This window comes from Mesorhizobium sp. M0340, assembly GCF_040321535.1.
Lineage (GTDB): Bacteria > Pseudomonadota > Alphaproteobacteria > Rhizobiales > Rhizobiaceae > Mesorhizobium.
In genome coordinates this window covers 161,958-187,637 of record NZ_JAMYRR010000005.1, presented here as the reverse complement: position 1 = coordinate 187,637, position 25,680 = coordinate 161,958, and the positions used below count along the sequence as shown (strand labels likewise).

The following is a 25,680-nucleotide window of genomic DNA, read 5'->3' as shown; positions in this document are numbered from 1 at the left end:
ATCGTAGACACACCGACAGCTCGGGATTAGGTCAGAGCCATGGACAAATTGCGGATCGTCGGCGGGCACAGGCTTGAGGGCGCGGTGACGATCTCCGGCGCCAAGAACGCGGCCTTGCCGCAAATAGCGGCGGCGTTGCTCAGCCCTTATCCGCTGCAACTGACCAACCTGCCTGCGGTGACCGACGTCGAAAACATGCTTGGCGTCGTCAGGCTCCACGGCGCCCAGGTCACCAGATCGGCACACGCCGCAACGATCAACACCAGTGCTGCCGTCTCCAAGGAGACAACCTACGATACCGTCAGGCGTATGCGCGCGACAGTGCTGGTGCTCGGCCCGCTGCTTGCCCGCTTCGGCCACGCCATGGTTTCGCTGCCCGGCGGCTGCGCGATCGGCGCACGGCCGGTCGACATGCATGTCGCCGCACTTGCCGCACTTGGCGCCGACATTGCGATCGAAAACGGGCTGATCGTCGCGTCCGCGCCGGGCGGACTGAAAGGCGCGCGTATCGTTTTGAGCTCACCATCGGTCGGCGCGACCGAAACTGCGATGATGGCAGCGACGACTGCAAAGGGCGAAACCGAGATCCTCAATGCGGCGCGCGAACCGGAGGTGGCCGACCTTGCTGCCTGCTTGATCGCCATGGGCGCGCGGATCGACGGCGCCGGCACGCACCGTATCCTGATCGCGGGCAGCACAGGCTGGCGCGCCGCCACGCACGACATCATACCGGACCGGATAGAGGCCGGCACCTATGCCGTCGCGGCGGCTATCACCGGCGGTCAGCTCGAGCTGACCCACGCGCGGCTCGAGCACATGGCATCCGTCGTCCAGCTGCTCGAAACAGCCGGTGTGAAAATCTGGCCGGGCGACCGCGGGCTGATCGTATCGAGAGACGGGCCGCTCAAAGCCGTCGATGTGACGACGGAGCCCTATCCGGGCTTTCCGACCGATCTCCAAGCGCAGTTCATGGCATTGATGTGCTGTGCCGAGGGCGCTTCGCTGTTGCGTGAGACGATCTTCGAGAACCGCTTCATGCATGTGCCTGAACTGATGCGGCTCGGCGCCAACATCAAGCTGCAAGGCACCATGGCGCTGGTGCGCGGAGGCGAGAAGCTGAAGGGCGCGCAAGTGATGGCCACCGACCTGCGCGCCTCCGTCTCGCTGGTGCTGGCAGCGCTGGTGTCCCAGGGTGAGACGACGATCAACCGCGTCTATCATCTCGATCGCGGCTATGAGCAACTGGACCACAAGCTCCGGCTTTGCGGGCGCCCAGATCGAGCGGATAAGTGGATGAGTGCCGGCTCGGCGTCTTCGCATTATTTCCTGGGCGTCGATGGCGGCGGAACCGGCTGTCGGGCGCGTATCGAAGACGAGGCGGGAACCGTGCTCGGGCAAGGTCTCTCGGGTCCGGCGACAACGCGGCTCGGTATAGAGGCGGCCTGGGCCTCCGTTGCCAAAGCCTTTGGTGCTGCGATCAAAGAGGCAGGGTTCACGGCGACGAAAATCGCCAGGATCCGTGCCGGCGTCGGTCTTGCCGGCATCGGCCGCAAGGGGTCGCTTGAGGCGTTTCGTGCGATCTCCCATCCCTTTGCAAGTCTCGACTTCGTCAGCGACGGCGTCGCGGCTTGCCTGGGCGCGCATTCGGGCCAGGACGGCGCCATCGTCATAGCCGGGACCGGTTCGATCGGGCTCGGCTTTGTCGAAGGGCGCGACCTGCGTGTCGGCGGCTACGGTTTTCCGATTTCCGACGAGGGCAGCGGCGCCGATCTAGGGTTGAAAGCGGTACAGTTCGCCTTGCGCGCCCATGACGGCCGACACGAGCGGACCGCGCTGCTGGCCGAGGTGATGCAGCGCTTCAAGGACGACCCGTTCGAGGCGGTGGCCTGGATGGACCGCGCCAGTGCGACGGACTATGCCGCCATGGCGCCGATGGTGATCCGCCACGCCGACCAGGGCGATCCGGCCGGTCGGCGGATCGTGCAAGGCGCTGCCGAGCAGATCGACACCTTCGTGCGGGTGCTGTTCGAAAAAGGCGCGCCGCGGGTTACGTTACTCGGAGGGTTGTCCAGCCCCCTTGAGCCATGGCTTGCTCCCGACGTCCGCCGACGGCTGAAGCCGGCCGACGGCGATGCGGTTTCGGGAGCCATAATCCTGGCCAGAAAGTCGCTTTGCGGCGAGTAACGCGCTACTCAAAGAGGAATATTTTATTCCTGCAATCCGTTGACACCGGGAATACCAAATTCTAAAAAGTTAACTAAGCAGAAACAAGACAGCCGGTCGCCTGCCCGGCACGGCATCGCGTTCCCGCTCACGGCAGATTGAAAGTAAGCAAGTGGTCGAACACGGGTTGATGTCGGAGTTGGAGCGGCTGGTTTCCGAGGACCGCAACCCGAGAACCATCGACATCGACCTGTTGCCGACCATCGAGGTGCTGCGCAAGATCAATGACGAAGATAAAGGCGTTGCGGCCGCCGTCGAGAAGGTCATTCCTGAGATTGCTGCTGCCGTGGACCGGATCGTCAGCGCGTTCCAGAAGGGTGCGCGCCTTGTCTATGTGGGCGCTGGCACCAGCGGCCGGCTCGGCGTCCTCGACGCCTCGGAATGTCCACCGACCTTCGGCGTACCCGAGGACATGGTGGTGGGCCTGATCGCCGGCGGCGACGACGCACTGGTGCGCTCCGCGGAAGGCGCCGAGGATGACCCGAAACAGGGTGTAAAGGCATTGCAGGACATCAAGCTGACCGCCGACGATGTGGTGGTCGGCATCGCTGTCAGCGGGCGCACGCCCTACGTCATCGGCGGCCTGACCTATGCCAAGCAGGTGGGAGCGACCACTGTGGCGCTGTCCTGCAATCCGCGATCGACCATTGCCGGCATAGCCGACATTGCCATCTCTCCGGTGGTCGGCCCGGAGGTTCTCACCGGCTCGACCCGACTGAAATCGGGAACCGCGCAAAAGCTGGTGCTCAACATGCTGTCTACCGCCAGCATGATCCGCATCGGCAAGAGCTATCAGAACCTGATGGTTGACCTCAATCCAAGCAACAAGAAGCTTGTCGCCAGGGCGGTCAGGATCGTGATGCAGACGACCGGCTGCGCCGCACAGCAGGCACGACAGGCACTCGACCAGACCGGCAATGATGTAAAACTGGCAATCCTGGTGACGATCACCGGCATGGGCGTCGAGGAAGCACGTAAGGCGCTTGCCAACGCGGGAGGTTTCCTGCGCAAGGCGATAGGCGAAAAGACGGTGTAAGACCGCATGGATACTGGGCCGATGTTCCGGGACGTGTGTCCCTTTGAAGCGGTCCGGGGAACTGCAAGGCATCAGGTTTAACAATAATGGGAGACGACAATGGTACGGCACATTGGCAAGAAACTGCTTTCCGGCATGGCACTCGCGGCAATGGTTGGCATCGCCGCGCTACCGGCGCAGGCGAGTGCGGCGACGCTGCATATGGCGTGGTCGCAGGACGCCACCGGTCTTGATCCGCACAAGCAGACGGCATTCTCCTCACTGCGGCTGCTGGAACTGATCTATGAGCCACTGGTGCGGCTCGACGCAAACCTGCAAATCACGCCCGCGATTGCCGATTCATGGCAGTTCTCGCCGGACGGCAAGGAGCTGAGTTTCAAACTCAATCCGAAAGCAAAATTCCAGAACGGCGCCGCCGTGACCTCGGCCGATGTCAAGGCATCATTCGAGCGCATACTCGACGAGAAGACCGGCGCGGCCGCGCGTGCCAACTTTCTCTCGATCGCCAGCATCGACACACCCGATCCAGCCACCGTCGTGTTCCACCTCTCGCAGCCGGATGTGCCGATCCTGACGGCGATGAGCGACGTCAACGCCGCGATCGTCCCGGCAAGCGAAATCACGGCCGGCTCGATCGGCACGACGACGATCGGCTCGGGTCCGTTCAAGTTGGAAAAGTGGGATCCGAATTCCAAGGAAGTGCTTGTCGCCAACAAGGATTGGGCGGGCGGCACGACCGGCGTCGACGGCATCGAGATCAGCGTGCTGCCGGACGAGACGGCGATCCTGGCGGCGATGCGCAGCAAGCAGATCGATTTTGCCCTGCTCAACGATCCGCTTGTCGCCACGCTTGTGCCCAAGGAAGCCAGTCTGCAGTTGAACCGTGTGCCGGTGCTTGCCTATCACGTGCTGCAGCTCAATCCTTCCCGCAAGCCGATGACCGAACTCAAGGTGCGTCAGGCGATTTCCTGCGCCATCGACCGGCAGGAAGTGCTGGACACCGCCTCGCTCGGTGAAGGCAAAGTCACCGGCCCGCTGACTATCCCGGCGCTGGCGACCGATCCGAGCCAGTTGTTCTGCTATAAGCGCGACGTCGAGAAAGCCAAGCAGCTGATGGCCGAAGCGGGCTACGCCGACGGTTTTTCGGCGACCGTGATCGGCGCCACCGGCGAGCCGCCGACAGCGGCGGCGGAAGCCCAGGTCATCCAGTCGCAACTCGCAGAAATCGGCGTCAAGCTCGACATCCAAATGATGGAGCTCAACGTCTATGTCGATGCCTGGCTGAAGGGCGATTTCGACATGGCCATCGCCCTGAACGGCGGCAGGGCCGATCCCTACACTATGTACAACCGTTACTGGACCAAGACGGGCAATCTGCAGAAGGTCGCGAACTATATCGACGATACGCTGGACAGTCTTATGCAGAAGGGCCGCAGCGAGACCGACCCGGCAGCGCGCAAGGCGATCTTCGCCGACTTCGAGAAACACATCACTGAGATGTCGCCCTGGATCTGGCTCTACACGTCCTACAGCTACACGGCACAGCAGAAGAATATCGCAGGATTCGAACCGGTGCCGACAGGCTCGCTGTTCAGCCTCGCCAAGGTGACGATCCAGTAGCTGCTTTGGCGCCAGACGAGAGGGTATTCTTCGCGTGAACTATCTGATGCGGCGACTGGCAACCTTCCCTCTCGTCCTGCTTGGCGTGTCCATCGTCGTGTTCCTGGCGATCAGGATGGTTCCGGGCGATTCGATCACGGCAATGCTGGGGACCGAAGCCGGCCTGCTGACGCCGCAGCAGCGCGATGCGCTTGCAGCTTATTTCGGCATCGACCAGCCCTGGTTCATCCAGTACTGGCGCTGGCTGCTTGGTCTTTTCCAAGGTAATCTCGGCATTTCGTCCACCTATGGCAGGCCGGTGCTCGACGTCATCCTCGAGCGTTTCCCGCTAACGTTGGAGCTCGCCCTGCTTTCGATGGTCATCGCCCTGGTTGTCGGCATGCCGGCCGGGATTTTTGCCGCCACCCATAATGAAAAGCTGTCCGACCTCGGCGTGCGCGTTGTCGCAATGATCGGGCAGTCGACGCCGAACTTTGTCCTTGCCCTGCTGATCATCTACACGCTGTCGGCGGGGTTTGGCGTTTTGCCGGCGATGGGCGAGTTTTCGCGGTTGTGGCAGGATCCGCTGCGCAATCTCGGCCAGCTGTTGCTGCCTGCGGTCACGCTTGGATTTGCCTTCGCGGCTTCGGTGACCCGCATATCGCGTTCGGCGATGCTCGATGTGCTCTGCGACGACTATGTCAGGACGGCGCGCAGCAAAGGCGTTTCGGCGCGCGGCGTCATCTGGCGGCATGCTTTGCCCAACGCGCTCATCCCGGTCGTGACGCTGAGCGGCATAGAGTTCGGCTATCTGCTGGGCGGGGCAGTCATCGTCGAGCAGATATTTGCGCTGCCCGGTCTCGGCCGTATGGTGCTGGATGCCATCCTGCAGCGCGACTACGCGCTGGTGCAGGGAAGCGTGCTGTTCATCGCCTTCAACTTCATGATCGTCAATCTCCTCGTCGACCTCGCCTATGTCGCGCTCGACCCGCGTATCCGGCTAAGCGAGCACTGATGGCGACATTGCGGGCTATATTTGCGCATCCCAGCGGCCGCATTGGCGGTGCCATCGTTGCGCTTTATCTGCTGCTTGCCGTGCTTGGCATGCTGGGGCTGACGCCGCACGATCCGCTGACGCAGCACCGGGTCGAGCGACTGCATGCGCCTGACGGCACCTACTGGATGGGCACGGACCTGTTCGGCCGCGATGTCGCAAGTCGGCTGATGACCGGGATCGGCCAGTCCTTCATCGTGGCCTTCTTTTCGGTCGCCTTCGCGACACTGGCCGGCACCGTGCTCGGGCTGGCGGCAGCCTGGTTCGGGCGCCGCTGGGACGGCTTGGTGATGCGCATCATGGACGTTGTGCTGGCGTTCCCGGCGATCCTGCTGGCGCTGCTGATCGTCGCGGTTGCTGGACCGGGAACCTCGACCAGCGTCATTGCCATCGCCATCGTCTACACGCCGATCTTCACGCGCGTCGTGCGAGGTCCGGCTCTGTCGCTCAAGGCGCGCGAGTTCGTCGACGCGGCCCGCACGTTCGGCAGCAGTGCGGGCTATATCGTAACACGCCATCTGCTGCTCAATCTGGTGGCGCCACTGACGGTTCAGGTGACGCTGGCGCTGGCCTGGGCACTGCTGACCGAGGCCGGCTTAAGCTTCCTCGGGCTAGGCACGCAGCCGCCCGCCGCGTCGCTTGGCCTGATGCTGAGCGACAGCCGCAATCTGATGGAGACAGCTCCCTGGCTGATGATCTTCCCCGGCGTGGCGATCATGATCAGCATCCTCGGTTTCAACCTGCTCGGCGATGCGTTGCGTGATGTCCTCGACCCGAAGATGCGGAGATCGATTGCATGATTCCGCTGCTGTCCGTCAGCGGATTGCGCGTCGGCTTCGGCCGCAACCCGAAAGCCAATGAGGTCGTGCGCGGCGTCAGCTTCGATCTCGCCGACGGCGAGACATTGGCAATCGTCGGCGAAAGCGGCTCGGGCAAATCGGTCACGGCGCTGTCGATCAATCGCCTTGTCGATTATGGCGGCGGCCGCATCACCGCAGGCTCGATCACGCTGAAGCGGGTCGACAACAGCATTTTCGACCTGACCGCCGCGGACGAGCCGCAACTGACGAAGATCCGCGGCGGTGAAATCGGCATGATCTTCCAGGAGCCGATGAGCTCGCTCAATCCGGTGCTGACCATCGGCAGGCAGATCGAGGAATCGTTTCGCCTGCATCGCGGCCTGACCGGCCGGCAAGCAACGGCGGCGGCCAAGGACGCGCTCGACCGCGTGCGTATTCCGGACGCTGCACGGCGACTGAAATACACGCCCAACCAGCTTTCGGGCGGCATGCTGCAGCGGGTGATGATCGCCATGGCGCTCGCTTGCAACCCGCGCCTGCTCATTGCCGACGAACCAACGACGGCGCTGGATGTTACGGTGCAGGCGCAGATCATGGCGCTGCTCGCCGAGTTGAAGCAGGAAACCGGGATGTCGATGATCTTCATCACCCACGACATCGGTCTGGTTGCAGGCATCGCTGACAAGGTCATGGTGATGCAAAGCGGGGAAGCTGTCGAGCAGGGCGCGCTGAACCAGATATTGGACGATCCGCAGCATCCCTATACGCGGCATCTGCTTCATGCGGTGCCGCATTTCGCCGGCGGCAGTGCCGTACGCAAGGACGTGCAACGCGAAACGCAAAAAGCTGCCGAGCCGGCGCTGATGGTCGATGGCCTCGTGGTGCGGTTTCCAGTCAAGCCTGGGTTTTTCAGCCGCACCAGCGGTACCGTGCACGCGGTGGACGGGGTGGATTTCGAGCTAATGCCGGGCGAGACATTGGCGGTCGTCGGCGAGAGCGGTTCCGGAAAGTCCACCACCGCCCGCGCGATTCTGGGGCTGGTGCGCCCGACACGCGGCACAATCTCGGCCAGCACGCGCAAGGCCGTCGCCGGGCAGAGCGCCCTTCCCGTGCAGATGGTGTTCCAGAATCCCTATGGCTCGCTCAATCCCAGACTCACCATCGAAAGCATCCTCGCAGAGCCGGTGATCGCTAGCGGCGGACGGATAACTGCTGAAACGCGGGCGAAAATGGCCGCGCTGCTGAAACGCGTCGGCCTTCCGGAAAACAGCCTGCAGCGCTATCCGCACGAATTCTCCGGCGGCCAGCGGCAACGCCTGTGCATCGCTCGCGCGCTGATGCTCAATCCTTCGGTTGTCGTCCTCGACGAAGCGGTTTCGGCGCTCGATGTGTCGGTGCAGGCCAGGGTGCTGGAGCTTTTGGTCGAGCTGCAGCGTGAATTCGGGCTGGCCTACCTGTTCATCTCGCATGACATGGCTGTCGTCGAGCGGATCGCCCATCGCATTGCGGTCATCTATGCCGGCCAGATCGTCGAGATCGGCGATGCCAGATCGGTGCTCTCGGAGCCGAAGCACTCCTATACCAAACAGCTTATCGCGGCCGTTCCCACCATAGACCGGCGGCATGAACGTTTCGAGCTGGACACGCGCCAGGTTCCCTCGCTCGTGCGTCCGCTGGGATTTGAGCCGGGCCCGGCCAATTGGCAGCAATTCGGGCCGGATCATAGGGCACGGGTGGAAGCGTGATGATTGTCGCTCGAAAGCATGCAGAGGCAGACGGACAGCCCCCTCGCTGCTTTTCAGACGGAGGCCGCATTTGACCAAGCATGATCTCTTCGACCGTGCATTCGCCCCGCTCGAAACGGCCGTGGCTGCGTCGCGCATTCCTGGCGGCGTGCTCGGCATAGTCGACCGGGACGGTCAACGCATCGTCCGGGCAATCGGCTCGGCCCAAGTCGTGCCGAAGGTCAGGCCGATGCATATCGAAACATGGTTCGATCTGGCGTCGCTGACCAAAGTCATTTTTACGACGCCGCGCATCTTGGCACTGGCGGAGGAAGGCGTCATCAACCTCGACGCGCCGCTGATTTCGGTCCTGCCCGACCTTCGCCAATATGATGAAAAAGCCTGGGAACGGAAGGTGACGTTTCGCCAGTGCCTCGGTCATCAGACGCCGTTTCCCGCCGTTGCTCCAATCTACACCTATGGCCGCGATCCCGAGCTGTTGCGCGCCTTTGTCCTGCAGCGCGAGTGGCAGGCCGGGGAGCCGGTCTATTCCGATATCAATTTCATTCTGCTCGGCTTCGTCCTGGAGCGCCTGTCCGGCAAGACCATTCGCGACATGGATCCCGGTCCGGGCTTCGCGTTCTCCACCGAACCGGATCGCGCGGCGGCCACAGAAGACTGCACATGGCGCCATCGTGTTCTCTGCGGCGAGGTCCACGACGACAATTGCTCGGCATTGCAAGGGGCCGGTCACGCCGGGCTGTTCGGAACGGCGGCCGCGATCCTCGATTTTGCGCTAGGGCTGCTGGACGGGAGCGGCGCATCAGAGAGTTCTATAGCGCTGATGCGCACGCCCTTGTCGGCAACCCGCACCCATGGCTGGGAGCGGCCTTACGAAGGCTGGTCCGGTGGGCGGCTGTGCAGCCCCGGCACAATTGGCCATACCGGCTTCACCGGCACCGGGCTGTGGATCGACTTCGACGAAGGCAGAGCATGGACCTTGCTCACCAACCGGATCCATCCGACACGTCATTTCAACAGCGGGATCGCAGCGCTTCGCCAAGCGGTCGGCGATCTCGTCAACGGAGCCTGACAATCATGAATCCGAAGAATGGCGAACCAATCTGGGCCGTCGGCCTGATGACCGGCACCGTGCTGGACGGCAATATCGACGTCGCGCTGATCAAGACCGACGGCGAACGGATCGCGGATTTCGGCACCTACACGCTGGCCCCCTACCCGCCGTCGATCCGGACCTTGCTGGAAGAGACGCTTAGGCAGGCAAGGAGCTGGAATTTCACCGGGCCGGAACCGGCAATCTTCCACGAGGCAGAGGAGGCGCTGACGCGCGCCCAGTCTCAGGCAGTCAAGGACCTGGTCGAACGCCACGGGCTGACGATGGCCGATATCGGCGTCGTCGGCTTCCATGGCCAGACCGTGCTGCACCGTGCCCCGCAAGTGAGCCGGCTGGGCCAGACCCGCCAGCTCGGCGACGGCGAGCTGATGCATGCCATCCTGGGCACCAAAGTCGCCTATGACTTCCGCTCGGCCGACATGCGCGCCGGCGGCCAGGGTGCGCCGCTCTCGGCCGCCTATCACGCCGCGCTGCTGCACGAAGCCGACGCCAGCGGCGACACGGCGGTGCTTAATCTCGGCGGCGTCGCCAACATCACCTGGTGGGACGGCACGGACAATGTTGTTGCCTTCGACACCGGGCCAGCCAACGCACCGCTGAACGACTTCATCAAATCGAAGGGTCTTGGCGAAATGGACCGTGACGGCGCGCTGGCCCGCGCCGGGACGGTCGACGAGGCACGGCTGGCCAAGCTCCTGCAGCACCCGTATTTGACCAAGCCTTACCCGAAATCGCTGGACCGTTTCGATTTCGACGCCTCGATGGCGGACGGGATGAATGCCGAGGATGGCGCAGCACTGCTGACGGCCTTCACCGCGGCCGCGGTCGGCAAAGGGCTCGATCTTCTGCCGCGCCGGCCGAAGCGGCTGGTGGTCAGCGGCGGCGGGCGCCACAATCCAACGATCATGGCCATGCTTGCCAGCCGCGCCGGTGTCGAGGCCGTGCCGGCCGAGGCGATGGGCTGGAAGGGCGATGCGGTGGAGGCGGAGTGTTTTGCCTTCCTGGCAGTGCGCGTGCTTAGGGGCTTGCCGATCAGCTTCCCCAGCACGACCGGCGTGCCGCAGCCGATGCGCGGAGGGCGGCTCGCCGGCTAGTCGTGCTTCAGGTTCTTCTGTAAGAAGATGCGGCTGCGGCCGATGGGAAAGTCGGCGAGCGCACCGAACGGCCGGTAGCCGTGGCGCTCATAGGCCTTGGCCGCCTTGGGATTGAACGTGTCGATCCAGGCGCCGTGACAGTCGCGCGCGATCGCCTCCCTCTCGGCCGCCTCGAGCATCCTGCCGGCCATGCCGTGGCCGCGCAGTTTTTCATCGACCCAGAGCCATTGCACATAGAGCCAGCCCCAGGCGGTGTATCCCGAGATGCCGGCGATAATAACGCCGTGCTCATCGCGCACGAACACGGCCAATGCCTTCCTGCGGGAGGCGCCGACATCACTGTCGTTGAACGCAGCAAGCCGCTCTCCGAGAAAAGCCAGCTCGTGCGGCAAGGGATCGGCGGTTGTCTCAAGCGTTGTATTGTCCATCCACCAAGCATCTATCGATGGACGGGGCCGAGACGCAAGCCTTGCTGCGCTATAGCTTCAGCGAACGCCACGCCGCTGCCACAGCAGCGATCAGCATGAGCAGGGCTGCAACCACCGCCGACGTCGCAAAACCGAATGTGGAATAAAGCGGTCCGAACGCCGTGGTGCCGACGAACACCGCGAGATACGTCACCGCGCTGTTCAAGCCCATGATCGTGCCGCGCCGCGCAGGATCGAGCGCGGACAGGCGCATCACCAGGACGTTCAGGCCGAAATGATTGGCAAGGCCCCAGACGGCTATCATCGCTATAGTCAGATGGAAACTACTGCTCGCCGCGGCAATCGCGACATAGACGGCCGCGACGAGCAGGTAGGCAAATGGCATGATACGCCGCGCGCCCAGGCGGTCGATAACGCCGTCAAGAAGTGCCGCCGCACCAAATCCGGCGCCATAAGCGAGCGCGGCCAGCCCGTTGGCGCTGACCGGCCGTCCCAAGCCATTGTGAAGGTGATCGCCAAGATAGCCATAGACACCATAGAACGCGGTCATGAATGCGGCGCAGGCAACCAGAAGCGGCACTATGCCGGGGACGCTCAAGGCGCCCAGCGGCGTCGGCGCCGGGCCGCTCGTCCTGACATCGCTCAGCGACGTCAGCGTCAGGCTTGCCAATGCGAGTGCTGAGAGCACCGCGACCGCCGCGAAAACAGCGCGCCAATGCACCAGGTCGGCAAGTACGGCCGATAGCGAAACCCCGGCGATCATGCTCAGCGTCCAGCCGGTCAGCACGACGCCTATGGTGCCGCTTTCGCGGCCGGGCGGTGCAATCGCGGCGGAGCTGGCGTAGATTGCCGGCATGGCGACACCTGCAGCGATGCCGGCGAGAAGCTGGGCCGCGACCAGCGCCGTCACCGTCGGCGCAGCAGCGCTGGCGACGAGCGCTATCGCCAGCAGCAGCAACGCTCCTTGCAGCATGCGGCGGGCACCAAGCCGGTCGATATAGCGCGCCAGGAACAAGGCGCTCGCCGAAGTACCGAGCCCGAACGCGGCGGACGCGATCATAACCGCCGGCACGCTTGTGCCGAAGGACGCGGCCACCGCCGGTGCGATCGGACCGAGCACCAGCGAGTTCGAGCCGATCACGGCAATGCATCCGGTGAGGAGGTAAGCGAGCGCCGGGATAGGCGGCCTTGCCGTAAATGTTGCGACTTGATCACTGTTCGACATACGGCGATAATGGCCGTATTAAATTCTGCATCAATAGGGAATTTCATTATGGATGAAGAAACAGATGGCATTCCGCAGAACAGGCCTGCCGCCCGCGATATCGATGCAATCGACCGAAAAATATTAGGCGTTCTGGTCGACGACGCCACGATCAGCTATGCCGAGCTCGGCGACCGGGTCGGCCTTTCACCGCCGGCAGCCCATGAACGCGTCAAGCGCCTGCGTCGCAGCGGCGCCATTCGCAACACCACGATCATCATCGATCCAAAAGCGGTGCACAAGCCGCTGCTTGCCTTCGTCCATATCGACACCAAGGGGTGGGGCAAGACGCCGGAGCTGATGGCAATCTCCGAACACCCCGAAGTCGAGGAGATTCATTCGGTGGCCGGCGATACATGCATGCTGATCAAGGTCCGCACCGAGGACACGCGGGCACTCGAAGGCCTGTTGTCGCGCCTCTACGAAACGCCTGGTGTCACCTCGACCCGAAGCTATGTGGTCCTGTCGACCTATCTCGAGCGGCCGGTGCAGCCGGGGATAACGACGGAATGGCCGACCCCCCGGCACATGGCCAAGCCGCTTTATTAGCTCATACGATCCTCACGCGTATCCAAAGTCGAACCGGAAACGTCTTAGGCACTGCATCCTGTGGTCATCCGTCGGGCCGGTTCGTTTGCCCCGGTTCTTGGATCCGACGAGATGCCTGTTGCGCAACCGGAGACATGCGATGAGAAAATTAATCGTAGGCAGTTTCATTTCGCTGGACGGCGTCATCGAAGCACCAATGGAATGGGCCTCACCCTTCTTCGACGAGGAGATGAAGGAACACTCCTATGAAAAGGCCGGCGAGGCGGATTTTTTCCTGCTCGGCCGCATCACCTATGAAATGTTTTCGGCGCGTTGGCCGCAGGTCAAAGGCAGCAAGTACATGGACCGCATGAATGGGCTGAACAAGCTCGTCGCTTCGCGCAGCCTCAAGGCAGTGAGCTGGAACGCGTCGCTGATCGGAGGCGACGTCGCTGCCGAAATCGCCAGGATCAAGCAGCAAACCGGCGGCAACATTGAAGTATGGAGTGAGCAATCTCGACCAGACGCTGCTCGCCAACAGGCTTGTCGACGAGTATCAACTCTCGATCGTGCCGACCCGCGTCGGGCATGGCAAACGCGCTTTCCAGGATGTCGACCCGTCCCTGGTCAAGCTGGAGCTTATAGATACGCACCGTTTCAAGAACGGCGTGATCACGTTGACCTATGTCCCGATGTGATCCGCCGCCGAATTGAATGCCAATGAAGATGCAGCCAAGACTTGACCCGACCGGGCTTTTCGACGTCCGCTACGTCGGTTTCCTGGAGACAGTCGCGCATTTGCGTGGACGGCTGCACCGCTACTGTGCGCGTATGACCGGTTCGACGCTCGACGCCGAAGACGTGATGCAAGAGGCGCTGTTCGAGGCCTATCGGAAGATCGAGAAGCTGGACGATGCGACTGCTCTTCGCCCTTGGCTGTTTCGCATTGCACATAATCGCTGCATCGATTTCCTGCGAAGCCGGCAGGTGCGTCAGCATGCGGAGGCCAATTTCGTCGAAGACGAGATCATCCTGCCGGTCGAGCCGGCGGCCCAGGGCGCGGATCGCGCGATGGAACGGTTGGTGATCCACCTGCCGCCCAAGGAACGCGCCTGCGCCCTGCTCAAGGACGTCTTCGACTATTCGCTGGAAGAGATTGCCGATCTCGTCGGCTCGACCGTGGGTGGCGTCAAGGCCGCGTTGAGCCGTGGCCGCTCCAAATTGGCCGCCTTGTCAGGCGAGCCAATCGTGCGTTCGGAGCCCCAGCGCGATCCGGAACTTCTGGAATTGCTCAGCCGCTATGTCGAACTGTTCAACCGCCGCGACTGGGACGGGGTTCGGGCGTTGACCAGCGCCGACGCACAATTGCGGGTCGCGGATTGCTTCAAGGGCAGGCTGTCGGAATCACCTTACTTCGTTGAATATGAAAGAGCCTCGACGGCCTGGAAAATGGCGATTGGCATGATCGATGGCGAGGCGGTGCTGCTCGTGCTCCACCATGGCGAAGACGGTTGGAGGCCGGCCCATCCGGTTCGAATCGAAGCCGCTGGCGGGACCATAAATCGCATCACCGATTATTATGCCTGCCCCTGGATCATGCCGACGGCTGGTGCGGTGGTCGTTTCCAGGCCGGCATAACCAGCAACAGGACATGCAAGCGTCCGGCATCAACCTCAATGAAACGGGATCGATGCCGGACAAGACATAAGGGCTTACTGGAGCTTCGCCTGCAAGGCGTTGACGTCATCCGTCGTCATTTCGCCATCGGTCGTCACCTTGCCGTCGACGATCTTCCAGAGCCGGAACGGGCCGGTGATGTCGCCGTACTTATCGAAGGCGACCGGCCCGATGACGCCTTCGTAGCGGATCGGCTTGCCGTCCTTGATCAGGCCGAGCGCCTTGGCGAACTCGTCCTTGCCGGCATAGATCGGTGTGCCGGCCGGATCGACCGCCTTGTACATCGCGTCCTTGATCTTGGCCGGATCCTCGGAGCCGGCAATCGCGATAGCCAAGCCGACGATGGCGCCGGCATCATAGGACCGGTCGGCCGCCGGGTTCGACGGCTCAATGCCCGAAAATTCCTTGTAGTTCTTGGTGAAATATTCGGTCGATGCGGTCGGGCTGGTGCCGGAGGAAGTGCCATAGGCATCCTTCAAATAGTCGGCGCCGACGGATTCGATGAAATCCGGGCTGTTCATGCCGTCATTGAGCAGGAATTTCTGGACGCCGCCCTGCGAAATCCAGGTACGGGCGATGGTTGCGCCATCGACAGGCGTGCTGACGAGGTAAAGCCCGTCCGGCTCGCCGGCCATGGCCGCGGTCACTTCAGAGGCATAGCTCGACTGCTTTTCATTGTAGGGCGTGTCGGAGACGATAGTGCCGCCGAGCGCCTTATAGGCACGCGAGAATTCCGCCACCATGTTGACGCCGAAGTCGTTGTTGACGTGGATGACCGACAGCTTCTTGAAGCCCTTGTCGATGGCATATTTGGCGGCGGCGACGCCCTGCAGAGCGTCCGAGGTGATGGTGCGGAAGAAGATGCCGTTGGTCTTGCCGTCGCGCCCGAGCGCCGTCAGCGTCGGCGACGACGAAGCCGGCGACACCTGGACGATCTTGGCCGGCGCGGTGACCGAGGTCAGGATCGGGATCGACACCGAGGAGATGATGCCGCCTATGATCACCGGCACCTTCTTGACCTGCACGAGCTGGGTTGCGGCGTCGACCGCAATGTTGCCCTGGGTCTGGCTGTCGCGGGTGTCGGTCGCGAGATCGCAGCCGCGCACGCCGCCGGCATCGTTGATGTCGCGGAATGCCATTTCGACCGACTTGGCGCCAGCCTGGCCATATTCGCCGGCCGGGCCGGTCAGTTCCATGACGAGGCCGACGGTGATCTTGCAGTCGGCGGCCTGCGCTGCGCCGGCCGCTGTCAGCAAGGCGAGCGCGGTGGTGATCTGAAGTATCGTCTTTGTCATTGTTGTTCCCCTTTCGTTACACGACTCTCATTCACGTCTTGAGCCTGTTCAGCCTTCCGGCACCTGCAGCCAGGTTTCATGCAGATGTCGCCATTCGACGCCGTTAGGCGCCGATGAACTGGTGGTGAAAACGGCACTCGAGCGACGGCGGCTGTGCCTGCCGGCGCGTTGCTGTGCCTCGACGTAGCAGACGACGATCGTGTCCCCGGCCTGCCAGCCGGCCCGGATGTCCTCGATCGAGATACTGAAATCGCCGTCGCAGCTGGCGCGGCTTGCCCTGACATGGTCGAGCACCGCGTCACGATCGAGGACCTGGCCATCCGGTGCAACCATCTGGAAGCCTTTGCCCATGACGCTTTCGAAGCGCCTGAAATCTGCATTGTCCGCACTTGCTGCATTGAACCAGTCGACGAAGAAGCGGTGGAGATCGACCACCTCGACGCTGGCGCGGGAAAGCAAGGAGGGGTTTTCGTCCATGGCCGCGTTCATTTCCTGCCTGCATTCAAATTGTAATGCATGATCGAGCCGTGGCGGCCGTGACGGTCGCGTTCCAATGTGTAGACGTCGCCCAGCGGCCCCCGGCTTTGCGCGATTACGGCAGCGATCCTCGCCCGTTCGTCTGCATCGAGCGCGACGTCCATGATTCTGGCATTGGCAAGGGCGTGCGCCTGGTTGCGGGCGCCGACGATGACGGCCGCCACTTGCGGCTGCTGCAGCACCCAGGCGCTGGCGATGGTGGCGATGTCGACACCGCGGTGGTCGGCGATGGCCTTCAGTGTGCGAAGCAACTCCTGGAAAAGCTCCCAGCCGCCGAAATCATCGATGATCAGCTTGTATTTGACCAGCGACCGGTTTTCGAGCGGCGTCTGCGGCTCGGTAACGCCAAGCCATTTTTCGCTAAGGAAGCCGCCCGCCACCGAACCGTAGCAGAGGAAACTGACGCCATGCCGGCTGGCGAGTGCTGCAAGGCTGTTGGCCGGCCGCTGGTCGAGCACCGAGTATTGCAATTGCTGGCTGACCAGCGGCACACCCGCGGCCAGGATCTCGGCCAGCCGCAGCGTGTCGAAGTTCGTGGTGCCGATATTGCGCACCTTGCCTTCCCTGCGGATCTCATCAAGCCAGCCCATCGCATCGACATAGCGGGGCACCGAATAGTCCCACCAATGGAACTGCACAAGATCGAGGCGCTCAGTCTTCAACCGCCGCAGCGACTGGTCGACGATGCTGCTGATGTAGTCGCGGCCGATCGTGGAGAGCCGTTCGAGGTCAGGCACCAGCTTGGTGTGCACCTTCATCTTGGCGGCAGCGTCGAGGCCACGCTCATTGGCGAGGCGCAGGCGCGCCGCACCAATCAGTTCCTCGACCCCGGTATAGATATCGGCGCAATCATAGGTCCAGATGCCGGCGTCGAACGTGGCGATCAGGTCGCTCACCGCCTGTTGGCGATCGACCGCGCCGTGCCCGCCGGCAAGCTGCCAGCCGCCGCGAATGACGCGCGAGATCGTGTAGCCGGGGCTGAGCTCGAATGCCTTGGCGGTCATCTCTGGTCACTTTCCCTGGGCAGCGGCACCGCCGTGGTTTCGGCATGGCTGAACCGCCGCTTGCCGGTCCTGATGATCCGCAGCCGGCTGGCGCAATTGGGATCTGGACAAGCGATCTCGGCGTCCGATGTCATCCAGTCATTCCTGTGGGTCGGGCGCTGTTTTGCCGCGAGCAGCGGCAGAACGGCTGATATCGAATAGATCGAAAAACCCTGGCCCGCCGGCATCGACAGCATCTCGCCCTTCAGCTCGAAATAGTCGCCGGCCTTGGCACCGCAATAGACTGGCTTGCCCTCAGGGATGACCGCTTCGACACGAAGGTCGAAGAGTTCGAAACTGTCGTCTTGCTCAGCCATTCAGATCTCCACCCGGGTAAAGGTGATGTCGCAGGCGCCGTTGCGGCGGATCACGCCACAAGCGGCTGCGAATTTATCGCGCTGCTCAGGCAGCACCTGCGCGACGACGCTTCCGGCAAGCCAGCCGATAGGGAACAGCAGCCGCGCACCCTGTCCATAAAACAAGCCGATGTCGAAAATAGCATTCGGATTGCCGCCCCACATGCGCGGCGGCACGTAGGACAACACGATGTCGCCCGGCTGCGGCGTCAGCGTTGCATTCTCCGCCGGCAAGGGCCTGGCATAGGTTTGGCCCTCAAGATCGACTGATGGAACCGGGCAGGAAATCTCAGGCCCCGTCCACATCGCATGGATGCTGGCAACGACGCGCGGTTGCTCGAGATAGGCCAGCAGGAAGGCGGCGTTGTCGGGCGCCTTTTCAGGCAACAGCAGTGCGGTCACGGAAAGCTGTGAGCGCGGCTCGGTGATGCTGATGCCAAGCGCCGTCATGCCCTCAATCCTTCCTTGCTTTTGGATTGGAGCTTGTCGCGCAGAAAGGCGAAGGGCCGGCTGATGTCGGCCACCAGCGCCTCACGCGCCGCTTGCGCATCCTGCTTGGCAAGCGCGGCGACGATGCTGCGGTGATAGTGGGCGGTGTCGACCTCGCCGGCGTCGGAAAAGGCGTAGATGGCGACGCGGATACAGGGTCCGGATTGCAGCCAAAGGCTCTCGATCATCGGGATCAGCACGGCGGAACCGCAGCAACGGTAGATCTCGAAATGGAAGCTCTGGTTGAGCGTCGCCTCGCGATCGATATCCTTCTTGTGCTTCAGTGCCCGCATCTCGTCCCATTCGCCGAGCATGGCTTCGACCGAAGCAATCTGGCGCGGGCTCATGCGCGTGGCGGCAAGTGCTATCGCTTCCCCCTCTATGAGCGACCGAGCCCGCAAGAGATCGTCGATACGCTCCAGCGTGATCGGCGGCACACGCACCGAACGGTTGGGAAGCGCCTCCAGCGCCTTCTCGGTGATCAGCCGTCCGAGCGCCTCGCGCACTGGCATGGTGCTGGTGACCAGAGCGTCGGCGAGGCCGCGGATGGTCAGAACCTGGCTCGGCTCGAAAAGGCCGCCGATCAAGGCGCGTCGAAGCTCCGAATAGACGCGATCCTGCACGGTCTCGCGGCCGACCGGTGTAAGCTGGGCCGCGATCACCTCATTGTTCTTGTTCTTTTCGACGGCGGCCTTCTGCATTGGCAATTCCGGTCTTGGCCGTTTTCGGCTTGCGGAAGAAATTAAAGCCGAATAGCGTGATCAAGCAAGTGTGATCACAAATCAAATCATAGGCGACGAAGATCGCTTTCGACCAGAGGGATTGATGAGCGACACGACGGAATGGCAGGAGGAGATCCGCACGCCGGTCCTCACGGCCAGGAACGTCCTCAGACGCTTCGGCGGGCTCGTTGCGGTCAACAATGTCTCGTTCGACGTCCGGCCGGGCGAAATACTTGGCCTTATCGGCCCGAACGGCGCAGGCAAGACCACGATGTTCGACCTGCTCGCCGGCAGCATTCTGCCGACCAGCGGCGAAATCCTCCTCAACGGCGTATCGGTGTCGGGGGAAGCTGCCCATCGCCGCATCCGCCGCGGCCTCGGCCGCACGTTCCAGATCCCCCGGCCCTTGCCTAACCTGACGCTGATCGAAAACGTCATGCTGGCCGCGCAAGGGCAGGCCGGAGAAAAACTGCTCGCCAATTTCCTGACGCCCCGGCGGGTCGCTGCCGAAGAAAGGGCTGCCGAGATAAGAGCCGTCGAACTGCTCGAGCTCGTCACGATCGCTCACCTTGCGCACGAGCCGGCGCGCGTGCTCTCAGGCGGCCAGCGCAAGTTGCTCGAGCTGGCCCGCGTGATGATGGCCGACCCGGCGATCATCCTGCTCGACGAGCCGGCGGCCGGGGTCAACGCAACCCTGCTCGAGATCATCATCGACCGCATCCGCGACATCAATGCGCGCGGCATCACCTTCCTGCTGATCGAGCACAATATCGACATGGTGACGCGACTCTGCCACCGCGTGCTGGTCATGGCGAGCGGCCAGCTTCTGCGCGAAGGCACTCCGGACGAGGTGGCGCGTGACCCACGCGTCATCGAGGCCTACCTCGGAGGCACGGCATGAGCCAAAGGGTACTCGATGTCCGCGAGCTCGAAGCCGGCTATGAGCCCGGCGTTCCGATCGTGCGCGGCGCCTCGATCACCGTCGACAAGGGCGAGATCGTCGTCGTCCTCGGTCCCAACGGTGCCGGCAAGTCGAGCCTTATCAAGGCCATCGCCGGCCTTGTCCCGATCACCGGCGGCACGGTGCTGCTGGACGGCAAGGATATCACGGCGTCGCCCGCCCACACCATGGTCCGCCTTGGCCTTGCCTTCGTGCCGCAGACAGAGAACATCTTCCCGCTGATGTCGGTCGAGGACAATCTCAGGGTCGCCTGCGGCATTCTGAGGCCGCGCGAGGTCCCCGCCCGCATCGAGGAAATGTATGCGGTCTTTCCCGATCTCGCCCGTCAGCGCAGAACAGCCGCGGGCAATCTCTCAGGCGGACAGCGGCAGATGCTGGCCGTCGCGCGGGCATTGATCGTCCATCCCAAGGCGCTGGTGCTCGATGAGCCGTCGGCCGGCCTGTCGCCGAAATTCGTGTCGATGGTGTTCGAGATGCTGGCCGGCATCCGCAAATCCGGCGTCACCATCCTGCTGGTCGAGCAGAACGCGAAGGCAGCGCTTGCCATTGGAGACCGCGCCTACGTGCTGGTCGAGGGCAAGGAGCGGCACCAGGGCATCGCCTCCGAGCTCTGGAACGATCCGGTCGTCGCCGAACTCTACCTTGGCCAGCGCCGCCCCGACTTTGGGAAAGGAGGCGCGGCATGAACCTGCAATTTGTCGTCGACGGACTGCTGGCAGGCTCGATGATCGGCCTCGGCGCCATCGGCGTGACGCTCACCTATTCGATCCTGCGCTTCTCGAACTTCGCCCATGGCGACTTCATGGCCTGGGGCGCCTATGCGACGCTGGCCGTGGTTGGCGCCATTGGTGCGATGTTCGGCAAGATCGCGCCGATCGCGCCCCTCTCCTTCGGTTGGCCGCTGATCGCCGCGCTCATCATCGGCATGGCGGTCACCGGCCTGCTGGCACTGGCGCTCGATCTGGTGCTGTTCGCGCGGCTGCGGGCCAAGGGCCAGGCGATCATCGTGGTGATGGCGAGCTTCGGCGCCTCCATGGCGCTGAGAAGCCTGCTCGAATTCCTCTTCACCTCGCGTCCGACCTATTTCAGCCGGGCCATCCAGATCGCCATGCCCGTCGGCTTCGGCATTCGCATCACCCCCGACCAGATCGCGCTGCTGCTGCTGACGGCCGTGCTCGTGCTCGGTGTGCACCTCCTGATGACCCGCACCCAGACCGGCCGTTCGATGCAGGCATTGAGCCAGAACGCGGCACTGGCGCGCATCGTTGGCATTGACGTCGCCAAGGTGGTGCGCGTTACCTGGATCATCGGCGCGGCGCTGGCCTGCGTCGCCGGCGTCATGATCGGCATTCTCATCCAGATCCGCCCATTCATGGGTTTCGAGATGCTGCTGCCGATGTTCGCGGCCGCCATCCTCGGCGGCATCGGCAGCGTGCCCGGCGCCGTCCTCGGCGGTTTGATCATCGGCATGGCCGAAGCGGGTGCCGTGCAATTGATCGGCGCCGAATGGCGGGCGGCCGTCTCCTTCGTCATCCTGATGGCGGTGCTGTTCGTGCGCCCCATCGGCCTTTTCGGAGTGAGGGAACGCTGATGGATCTGCTCGGCTACGGCGCTTTCTTCCTGACCACCGCGCTGATTTTTTCGCTCGTCACGCTCGGGCTCAATTTGCAATGGGGGCTGACCGGGCTTTTCAATGTCGGGGTCGCCGGCTTCGTTGCCATCGGCGCCTACACCTCGGCACTGCTGACCACGCCCGACGATGCCGCGCGGCTCGGCGGCTTCGATCTGCCGATCCTTGTCGGCTGGCTCGGCGCCATGCTGGTGGGCGGCGTCGCGGCCGCCATCACCGGCATCGCGACGCTGCGCCTGAGATCGGACTATCTGGCGATCACTACTTTCGGCGTCGCCGTCGTCGTGCAACTGGTAGCGCTCAATGCCCAGACGCTGACCGGCGGCCCGTTCGGCATCGGCTTCATTCCGCGTCCGCTCGGCGGTCTTGCCGAAACGCCGTTGCTGTTCAACCTTTCGAACCTTGCGATCGTCTCGGTGGTGACGCTGATCGTCTATCTCGCGCTGGAGCATCTGTCGCGCAGCCCGTGGGGGCGCGTGTTGAAGGCGCTTCGCGAGGACGAGCGGGCCGCGATATCCCTAGGTAAAAGCGCACGTTTCTACCGTGTCCAGGCCTTTGCCGTGGGCGGTGCCATCATGGCGCTGGCCGGCGCGTTGCAGGCGCATTTCACCGGCTTCATCGCTCCGGACAATTATTTGCCGGCGCTGACTTTCCAGGTCTGGGTGATGCTGATCGTCGGCGGCTCGGGCAGCAACATCGGCGCCGTCATCGGCAGCATCCTGGTCTGGGCGATATGGGCCGGATCGGGAGCCTTGACCAGCGTGTTGTTCTCGCCGGAACAGCAGGCACGCGCCGCTTCGCTGCAGATCGTGGCGATCGGCGTGATGCTGTGCGTCATCCTTCTAGTCAGGCCGAACGGCCTGTTCGGCGACAGGCCGCGGCGCGCAAGGTTCGGCAAGGGCGCGAAAGCGGCTCCGGACGAGAGCGCGGCACGGTGATGAGCAGCGCTGCAGTGCCACGCGGCCTTTCGCTATGGCACGCCGTCGGCCGTAACCGCCGCGACCGGCCTTCGCTCGAAGGCGCACTCGATGTCGATCTGGCGATTGTCGGCGGCGGATTCTTGGGCCTTTCCGCAGCGCTGCACACCGCCGAGAAAGGCATCTCGGTCGCCGTCCTCGAAGCCGAAATCATCGCCTGGGGAGCGACCGGCAGGAACGCCGGTTTCGTCGTGCCGAATTTCGCGAAAAGAGACCCCCACGATATCATTGCCCAACTCGGGCCCGAACGCGGCGAACGCCTTGTCGGCTTCGCCGCCGGCAGCGCCGACCTCGTCTTCGACCTGATCAAGCGGCATGCCATCGAATGCGATGCCGTCCAGAGCGGCTGGATACAACCAGCTCATTCGCCGCCCGCTTTGCAAAAGACCAGATCGCGTGTCGAACAATGGGCACGGCGCGGAAGACCGACTGTTGCGCTGGATAGACCGGCGGTCGAGGAGCTGACCGGCGTTCGCGGCTATCTCGGCGGCTGGATGGATCGGTCGGGTGGCGTCCTCAATCCGGTCGAATATGCGCGCGGCCTCGCCGATGCGGCGGAAAAAGCCGGCGCGCGCATTTTCGAACATACGCGTGTCGCGTCGATCGATCACCTAGGCGATGGTTGGGCTTTGAAGACGGCCTCCGGCTCGGTACGCGCAGGAAAGGTGCTGGTCGCCACCAACGCCTATGGCGGGCCGCTGGATCGCGCGCTGCGGCGAACCTATTTCCCGCTGAAAATCTTCCAGATCGCGACAGCGCCGCTGCCGCGCGAAATACGCACTCGCCTGCTTCCTGGCGGGCAAGGCGTCGGCGACACAAGACGCAATCTCTTCACCTTCCGCTTCGACGGCGAACACAGGCTGATCACCGGCGGCATGCATGTTTTTGGCCCCGGTGCCGACACGCGGGTGCCGCGGGCGATCTGGCGGCGCCTGGCAAAACACCTCGACCTCCCGGAGATCCCGCCGCTTGAATATAGCTGGTCGGGGATGGCTGCCGTCGAGCCCGACTTCCTGCCGCGCCTTGTCGATCTCGGCCCCGGCCTGATCGCGGGCTTTGCCTGCAACGGACGCGGCATCGCCATGACGACGAGCATGGGCAAGGTGCTTGCAGATTGGGCTGATGGAACAAAGCCTCAGGATTTGCCGCTGCCGTTTGCGCCGCCGGCGCCGATCCCGCTCCACGGCCTGACGCGGCACGCGCCAAACATGCTGCTTCCCCTAAGCATGCTGCGCGATCGGCTGGATGGCTGATCGACGTGCGTGTCCGTCCGCCGTCCTGATACCGAACCGCTAGACTCGCTCAAATCATGTTGTTAACGACAGCGGATGAAGCAGAACTATCTTTATCTCATCATCGGCGCTTTGGTCGTCGCAGTCCTTGCCTTGGGCATTTACGTCTATCGCGAGGAGACCAAGCCGAAAGGCGTGGAACTTCGTATCGACGATTCCGGCATTTCAGTTCAGGAAAAGTAGACATTTCTGCTCTCCGACTTGCGCGCTAGAAGCCGACTTGCACCGTCTCAACCAAGCTCCAAGGTCGTTATCGCATAGACACCCGACTGCGTGAGCTGCGGCGCGCTTCCCTTGTACATTCGGGCAGTCTCGAAACCCGGTTGAAGACCTGCGGATGACAGCAAATCTGCCAATTGCCCGCTGGTTTCGGGAACGTCGAGATGGACGTTTCCGGGACCGCACATCTGCGCAAGCGTGGCGAAGAGACGGCTTGCCGCGTCCAGGCTGTCGGCAAAGAGCGGGCCGATCTTGCAGCCGTCCCGGCATTGGCGCGCGACGCCGTATCCCGCAATGGCGCCGTGCTTGAGGATCGCAAGCGCCATATGCGGCGGGCGCAGCCAGTGTTCCAGGAACGATCGCCTCGGGCCGGGAAAGAAGCGGCGGTCATAGTCCAATATGTCCGGCACGAAGTCCGGCCCTATTGTGCAAATGTCACTGCCGACCGCTGCCGGGACATTCGGCAATCCGACGAACCGGATCGTCCGGTAGGCCGGTGCAAAACCCATGCTGCGGTAGTTGGCCTGCTGTTCGACAACGCCGTCGAGGCCGATCGTGCGGTTGCCGAGCCGCGCCATGCCGGCATCCCAAACGGCTTTGCCATGACCTTGGCCACGCCTGTCCGGCCGGCAGATGTAGAGGCCGATGAAGCCGAAATCCTCGCCATAGGCAACGGCCGAAATGCCGGCCACCATCTCGCCTTCGACAAAGGCGCCGATGAAGCCCTGCGGGTCCGCTGCCTGGAACAGCGCGGCGTCGCCGAGGCCGGGATTCCAGCCTTCCTGCGCCGCCCAGTCGACAAGGGTTTCCACCTCTTCAAGTGCGAGTGTTCGGATCGTTCTGAGCATTTGCGATCACTCGGCGGCACCAGGCGCGAAGGACTTCAACGCGCCATGATAGGGCTTTGCCAATGGGCTTGCATAGGCGCCGCGCTTGGATGTCGTCAGGCCAAGCGCGATCAAGGCCTCGGCCTGCTTGACCGCGGCACTGACGCCGTCGATGACCGGAAGGCCGAATTCCCGCTGCAGCGCCGCCGCCAGATCGGCCATGCCGGCACAGCCGAGCACGATCGCCTCTGCGCGATCCTCGTCGATGGCGCGCGCAATCTCGTTGCGCAGTTTGAGGAGTGCGCCGGACGCCGGATCTTCGAGGGCAAGAACCGGAATGTCGGCAGCGCGCACGCGTGCCCGCCGCGCCATGCCATAGCGCTGCACCAGGCCTTCGACCGGCACGCGCGAACGCCCGGTGGTGGTGACGACGGTGAAGCGCTGGGCGATGAACGAGGCCGTGCTGAGCGATGCCTCGCAGATTCCGATGACCGGAATGTTGGCCATGGCGCGCGCGGCATCGAGGCCGGTGTCGTCGAAACAGGCGATGATCGCGGCCCCCGCGCCCGAGCGTTCGCCGGCGGCGATCTCGACCAGCAGGCCGGGCACGGCAAGCGCTTCATCGTAATAGCCTTCGATCGACACCGGGCCCATCATAGAGGTGACGGGAACGATCTTGGTCGATTGAGCAGCGACCGATCGGGCGGCGACCGCGATAGTCTCGGTCATGCTGGCGGTGGTGTTCGGATTGACGACGAGGATCTGCACGG

27 protein-coding genes and 1 pseudogene are annotated in these 25,680 nt (G+C 63.3%); 18 read left to right on the top strand and 10 right to left on the bottom strand.

Translation table 11 applies throughout. From position 1 onward, the window contains the following. Positions 1 to 39: 39 nt before the first annotated feature. The 9 genes and pseudogenes from murA to NKI79_RS09760 all read left to right on the top strand — a co-directional run bounded on the left by murA (position 40) and on the right by NKI79_RS09760 (position 10,665). Positions 40 to 1,297: pseudogene (gene murA, locus NKI79_RS09800) on the top strand (UDP-N-acetylglucosamine 1-carboxyvinyltransferase). Next, on the top strand, positions 1,294 to 2,184 hold the full coding sequence (locus tag NKI79_RS09795) for a glucosamine kinase nucleotide-binding domain-containing protein (protein ID WP_352801348.1): 891 nt from the start codon (positions 1,294 to 1,296) through the stop codon (positions 2,182 to 2,184). The pseudogene murA and the gene NKI79_RS09795 overlap by 4 nt, the downstream one beginning before the upstream one ends. A 169-nt stretch (positions 2,185 to 2,353) precedes the next feature. Next, positions 2,354 to 3,259 carry an N-acetylmuramic acid 6-phosphate etherase gene (murQ, locus tag NKI79_RS09790; RefSeq protein WP_502900490.1) on the top strand — a complete coding sequence of 302 codons (906 nt, stop codon included), beginning with the start codon at positions 2,354 to 2,356 and terminating at the stop codon, positions 3,257 to 3,259. A gap of 99 nt (positions 3,260 to 3,358) precedes the next feature. Then, positions 3,359 to 4,879, top strand: coding sequence for an ABC transporter substrate-binding protein (locus NKI79_RS09785; protein WP_352801347.1), 1,521 nt, complete (start codon positions 3,359 to 3,361; stop codon positions 4,877 to 4,879). Positions 4,880 to 4,913: 34 nt separating this feature from the next. Then, entirely contained in the window at positions 4,914 to 5,873 is a 960-nt protein-coding gene (locus NKI79_RS09780; RefSeq protein WP_352801346.1) for an ABC transporter permease, read from the top strand. Next, positions 5,873 to 6,712: an ABC transporter permease gene (locus NKI79_RS09775; RefSeq protein ID WP_352801345.1), complete on the top strand. Its 840-nt coding sequence runs from the start codon at positions 5,873 to 5,875 to the stop codon at positions 6,710 to 6,712. Before NKI79_RS09780 ends, NKI79_RS09775 begins: the two co-directional genes overlap by 1 nt. Next, a complete protein-coding gene (locus tag NKI79_RS09770) occupies positions 6,709 to 8,457 on the top strand; it encodes an ABC transporter ATP-binding protein (protein WP_352801344.1) in 1,749 nt (582 codons plus the stop codon). The genes NKI79_RS09775 and NKI79_RS09770 overlap by 4 nt, the downstream gene beginning before the upstream one ends. A 70-nt stretch (positions 8,458 to 8,527) precedes the next feature. Further along, positions 8,528 to 9,529, top strand: coding sequence for a serine hydrolase domain-containing protein (locus tag NKI79_RS09765; protein WP_352801343.1), 1,002 nt, complete (start codon positions 8,528 to 8,530; stop codon positions 9,527 to 9,529). Between the two features lie 5 nt (positions 9,530 to 9,534). Further along, a complete protein-coding gene (locus NKI79_RS09760) occupies positions 9,535 to 10,665 on the top strand; it encodes an anhydro-N-acetylmuramic acid kinase (protein WP_352801342.1) in 1,131 nt (376 codons plus the stop codon). Here NKI79_RS09760 and NKI79_RS09755 read toward each other — a convergent pair. Together NKI79_RS09755 and NKI79_RS09750 are read right to left on the bottom strand one after the other, a co-directional pair. Beyond that, the gene (locus NKI79_RS09755) at positions 10,662 to 11,093 is read right to left on the bottom strand and encodes a GNAT family N-acetyltransferase (RefSeq protein ID WP_352801341.1); all 432 of its coding nucleotides are present in this window, start codon (positions 11,091 to 11,093) and stop codon (positions 10,662 to 10,664) included. The two genes, NKI79_RS09760 and NKI79_RS09755, sit on opposite strands and share 4 nt — an antisense overlap. A gap of 49 nt (positions 11,094 to 11,142) precedes the next feature. Next, entirely contained in the window at positions 11,143 to 12,318 is a 1,176-nt protein-coding gene (locus NKI79_RS09750) for an MFS transporter (protein WP_352801340.1), read from the bottom strand. Between the two features lie 48 nt (positions 12,319 to 12,366). On the opposite strand from NKI79_RS09750, the gene NKI79_RS09745 reads away from it, so the two are divergent. The 3 genes from NKI79_RS09745 to NKI79_RS09730 all read left to right on the top strand — a co-directional run bounded on the left by NKI79_RS09745 (position 12,367) and on the right by NKI79_RS09730 (position 14,523). After that, positions 12,367 to 12,906, top strand: a complete 540-nt coding sequence (locus tag NKI79_RS09745) for an Lrp/AsnC family transcriptional regulator (protein ID WP_352801339.1) — start codon at positions 12,367 to 12,369, stop codon at positions 12,904 to 12,906. A 139-nt stretch (positions 12,907 to 13,045) separates the two neighbouring features. Then, the gene (locus NKI79_RS33215; protein ID WP_502909801.1) at positions 13,046 to 13,609 is read left to right on the top strand and encodes a dihydrofolate reductase family protein; all 564 of its coding nucleotides are present in this window, start codon (positions 13,046 to 13,048) and stop codon (positions 13,607 to 13,609) included. Further along, positions 13,606 to 14,523, top strand: a complete 918-nt coding sequence (locus NKI79_RS09730) for a sigma-70 family RNA polymerase sigma factor (RefSeq protein ID WP_352801338.1) — start codon at positions 13,606 to 13,608, stop codon at positions 14,521 to 14,523. The genes NKI79_RS33215 and NKI79_RS09730 overlap by 4 nt, the downstream gene beginning before the upstream one ends. Before the next feature lie 74 nt (positions 14,524 to 14,597). Here the strand turns inward: NKI79_RS09730 and NKI79_RS09725 are convergent, their stop codons facing one another. Genes NKI79_RS09725 through NKI79_RS09700 form a run of 6 tightly spaced genes read right to left on the bottom strand, consistent with a single transcriptional unit; the run spans position 14,598 to position 18,983 of the window. Then, positions 14,598 to 15,857 carry an ABC transporter substrate-binding protein gene (locus tag NKI79_RS09725; protein WP_352801337.1) on the bottom strand — a complete coding sequence of 420 codons (1,260 nt, stop codon included), beginning with the start codon at positions 15,855 to 15,857 and terminating at the stop codon, positions 14,598 to 14,600. Between the two features lie 48 nt (positions 15,858 to 15,905). Further along, positions 15,906 to 16,334, bottom strand: a complete 429-nt coding sequence (locus NKI79_RS09720; protein WP_352801336.1) for a DUF4440 domain-containing protein — start codon at positions 16,332 to 16,334, stop codon at positions 15,906 to 15,908. 8 nt (positions 16,335 to 16,342) lie between these two features. Next, complete coding sequence (locus NKI79_RS09715; RefSeq protein WP_352505371.1) at positions 16,343 to 17,398, bottom strand: aldo/keto reductase; 1,056 nt, start codon at positions 17,396 to 17,398, stop codon at positions 16,343 to 16,345. Continuing rightward, the gene (locus NKI79_RS09710; RefSeq protein ID WP_352801335.1) at positions 17,395 to 17,754 is read right to left on the bottom strand and encodes a TIGR04076 family protein; all 360 of its coding nucleotides are present in this window, start codon (positions 17,752 to 17,754) and stop codon (positions 17,395 to 17,397) included. The genes NKI79_RS09715 and NKI79_RS09710 overlap by 4 nt, the downstream gene beginning before the upstream one ends. Further along, positions 17,755 to 18,243 (bottom strand): DUF3830 family protein, encoded by a 489-nt coding sequence (locus NKI79_RS09705; protein ID WP_352801334.1) that lies wholly within the window; start codon positions 18,241 to 18,243, stop codon positions 17,755 to 17,757. Then, on the bottom strand, positions 18,240 to 18,983 hold the full coding sequence (locus tag NKI79_RS09700) for a GntR family transcriptional regulator (protein ID WP_352801333.1): 744 nt from the start codon (positions 18,981 to 18,983) through the stop codon (positions 18,240 to 18,242). The genes NKI79_RS09705 and NKI79_RS09700 overlap by 4 nt, the downstream gene beginning before the upstream one ends. Positions 18,984 to 19,107: 124 nt before the next feature. On the opposite strand from NKI79_RS09700, the gene NKI79_RS09695 reads away from it, so the two are divergent. From NKI79_RS09695 to NKI79_RS09670, 6 genes are all read left to right on the top strand, one after another. Continuing rightward, positions 19,108 to 19,905 carry an ABC transporter ATP-binding protein gene (locus NKI79_RS09695; protein WP_352476508.1) on the top strand — a complete coding sequence of 266 codons (798 nt, stop codon included), beginning with the start codon at positions 19,108 to 19,110 and terminating at the stop codon, positions 19,903 to 19,905. Then, positions 19,902 to 20,651 (top strand): branched-chain amino acid ABC transporter ATP-binding protein, encoded by a 750-nt coding sequence (locus NKI79_RS09690; protein WP_352801332.1) that lies wholly within the window; start codon positions 19,902 to 19,904, stop codon positions 20,649 to 20,651. Before NKI79_RS09695 ends, NKI79_RS09690 begins: the two co-directional genes overlap by 4 nt. Next, complete coding sequence (locus tag NKI79_RS09685; protein ID WP_352801331.1) at positions 20,648 to 21,556, top strand: branched-chain amino acid ABC transporter permease; 909 nt, start codon at positions 20,648 to 20,650, stop codon at positions 21,554 to 21,556. Before NKI79_RS09690 ends, NKI79_RS09685 begins: the two co-directional genes overlap by 4 nt. Next, positions 21,553 to 22,533 carry a branched-chain amino acid ABC transporter permease gene (locus NKI79_RS09680; RefSeq protein WP_352801451.1) on the top strand — a complete coding sequence of 327 codons (981 nt, stop codon included), beginning with the start codon at positions 21,553 to 21,555 and terminating at the stop codon, positions 22,531 to 22,533. Before NKI79_RS09685 ends, NKI79_RS09680 begins: the two co-directional genes overlap by 4 nt. Beyond that, entirely contained in the window at positions 22,533 to 23,825 is a 1,293-nt protein-coding gene (locus tag NKI79_RS09675; RefSeq protein WP_352801330.1) for an NAD(P)/FAD-dependent oxidoreductase, read from the top strand. The genes NKI79_RS09680 and NKI79_RS09675 overlap by 1 nt, the downstream gene beginning before the upstream one ends. A gap of 75 nt (positions 23,826 to 23,900) precedes the next feature. Next, entirely contained in the window at positions 23,901 to 24,047 is a 147-nt protein-coding gene (locus tag NKI79_RS09670) for a hypothetical protein (protein WP_352801329.1), read from the top strand. Between the two features lie 47 nt (positions 24,048 to 24,094). Here NKI79_RS09670 and NKI79_RS09665 read toward each other — a convergent pair whose 3' ends face one another. Both NKI79_RS09665 and NKI79_RS09660 read right to left on the bottom strand, forming a co-directional pair. Then, positions 24,095 to 24,931 carry a GNAT family N-acetyltransferase gene (locus tag NKI79_RS09665; protein WP_254818760.1) on the bottom strand — a complete coding sequence of 279 codons (837 nt, stop codon included), beginning with the start codon at positions 24,929 to 24,931 and terminating at the stop codon, positions 24,095 to 24,097. A 6-nt stretch (positions 24,932 to 24,937) separates the two neighbouring features. After that, positions 24,938 to 25,678: an aspartate/glutamate racemase family protein gene (locus NKI79_RS09660; protein WP_352801328.1), complete on the bottom strand. Its 741-nt coding sequence runs from the start codon at positions 25,676 to 25,678 to the stop codon at positions 24,938 to 24,940. Between the last annotated feature and the right edge of the window lie 2 nt (positions 25,679 to 25,680).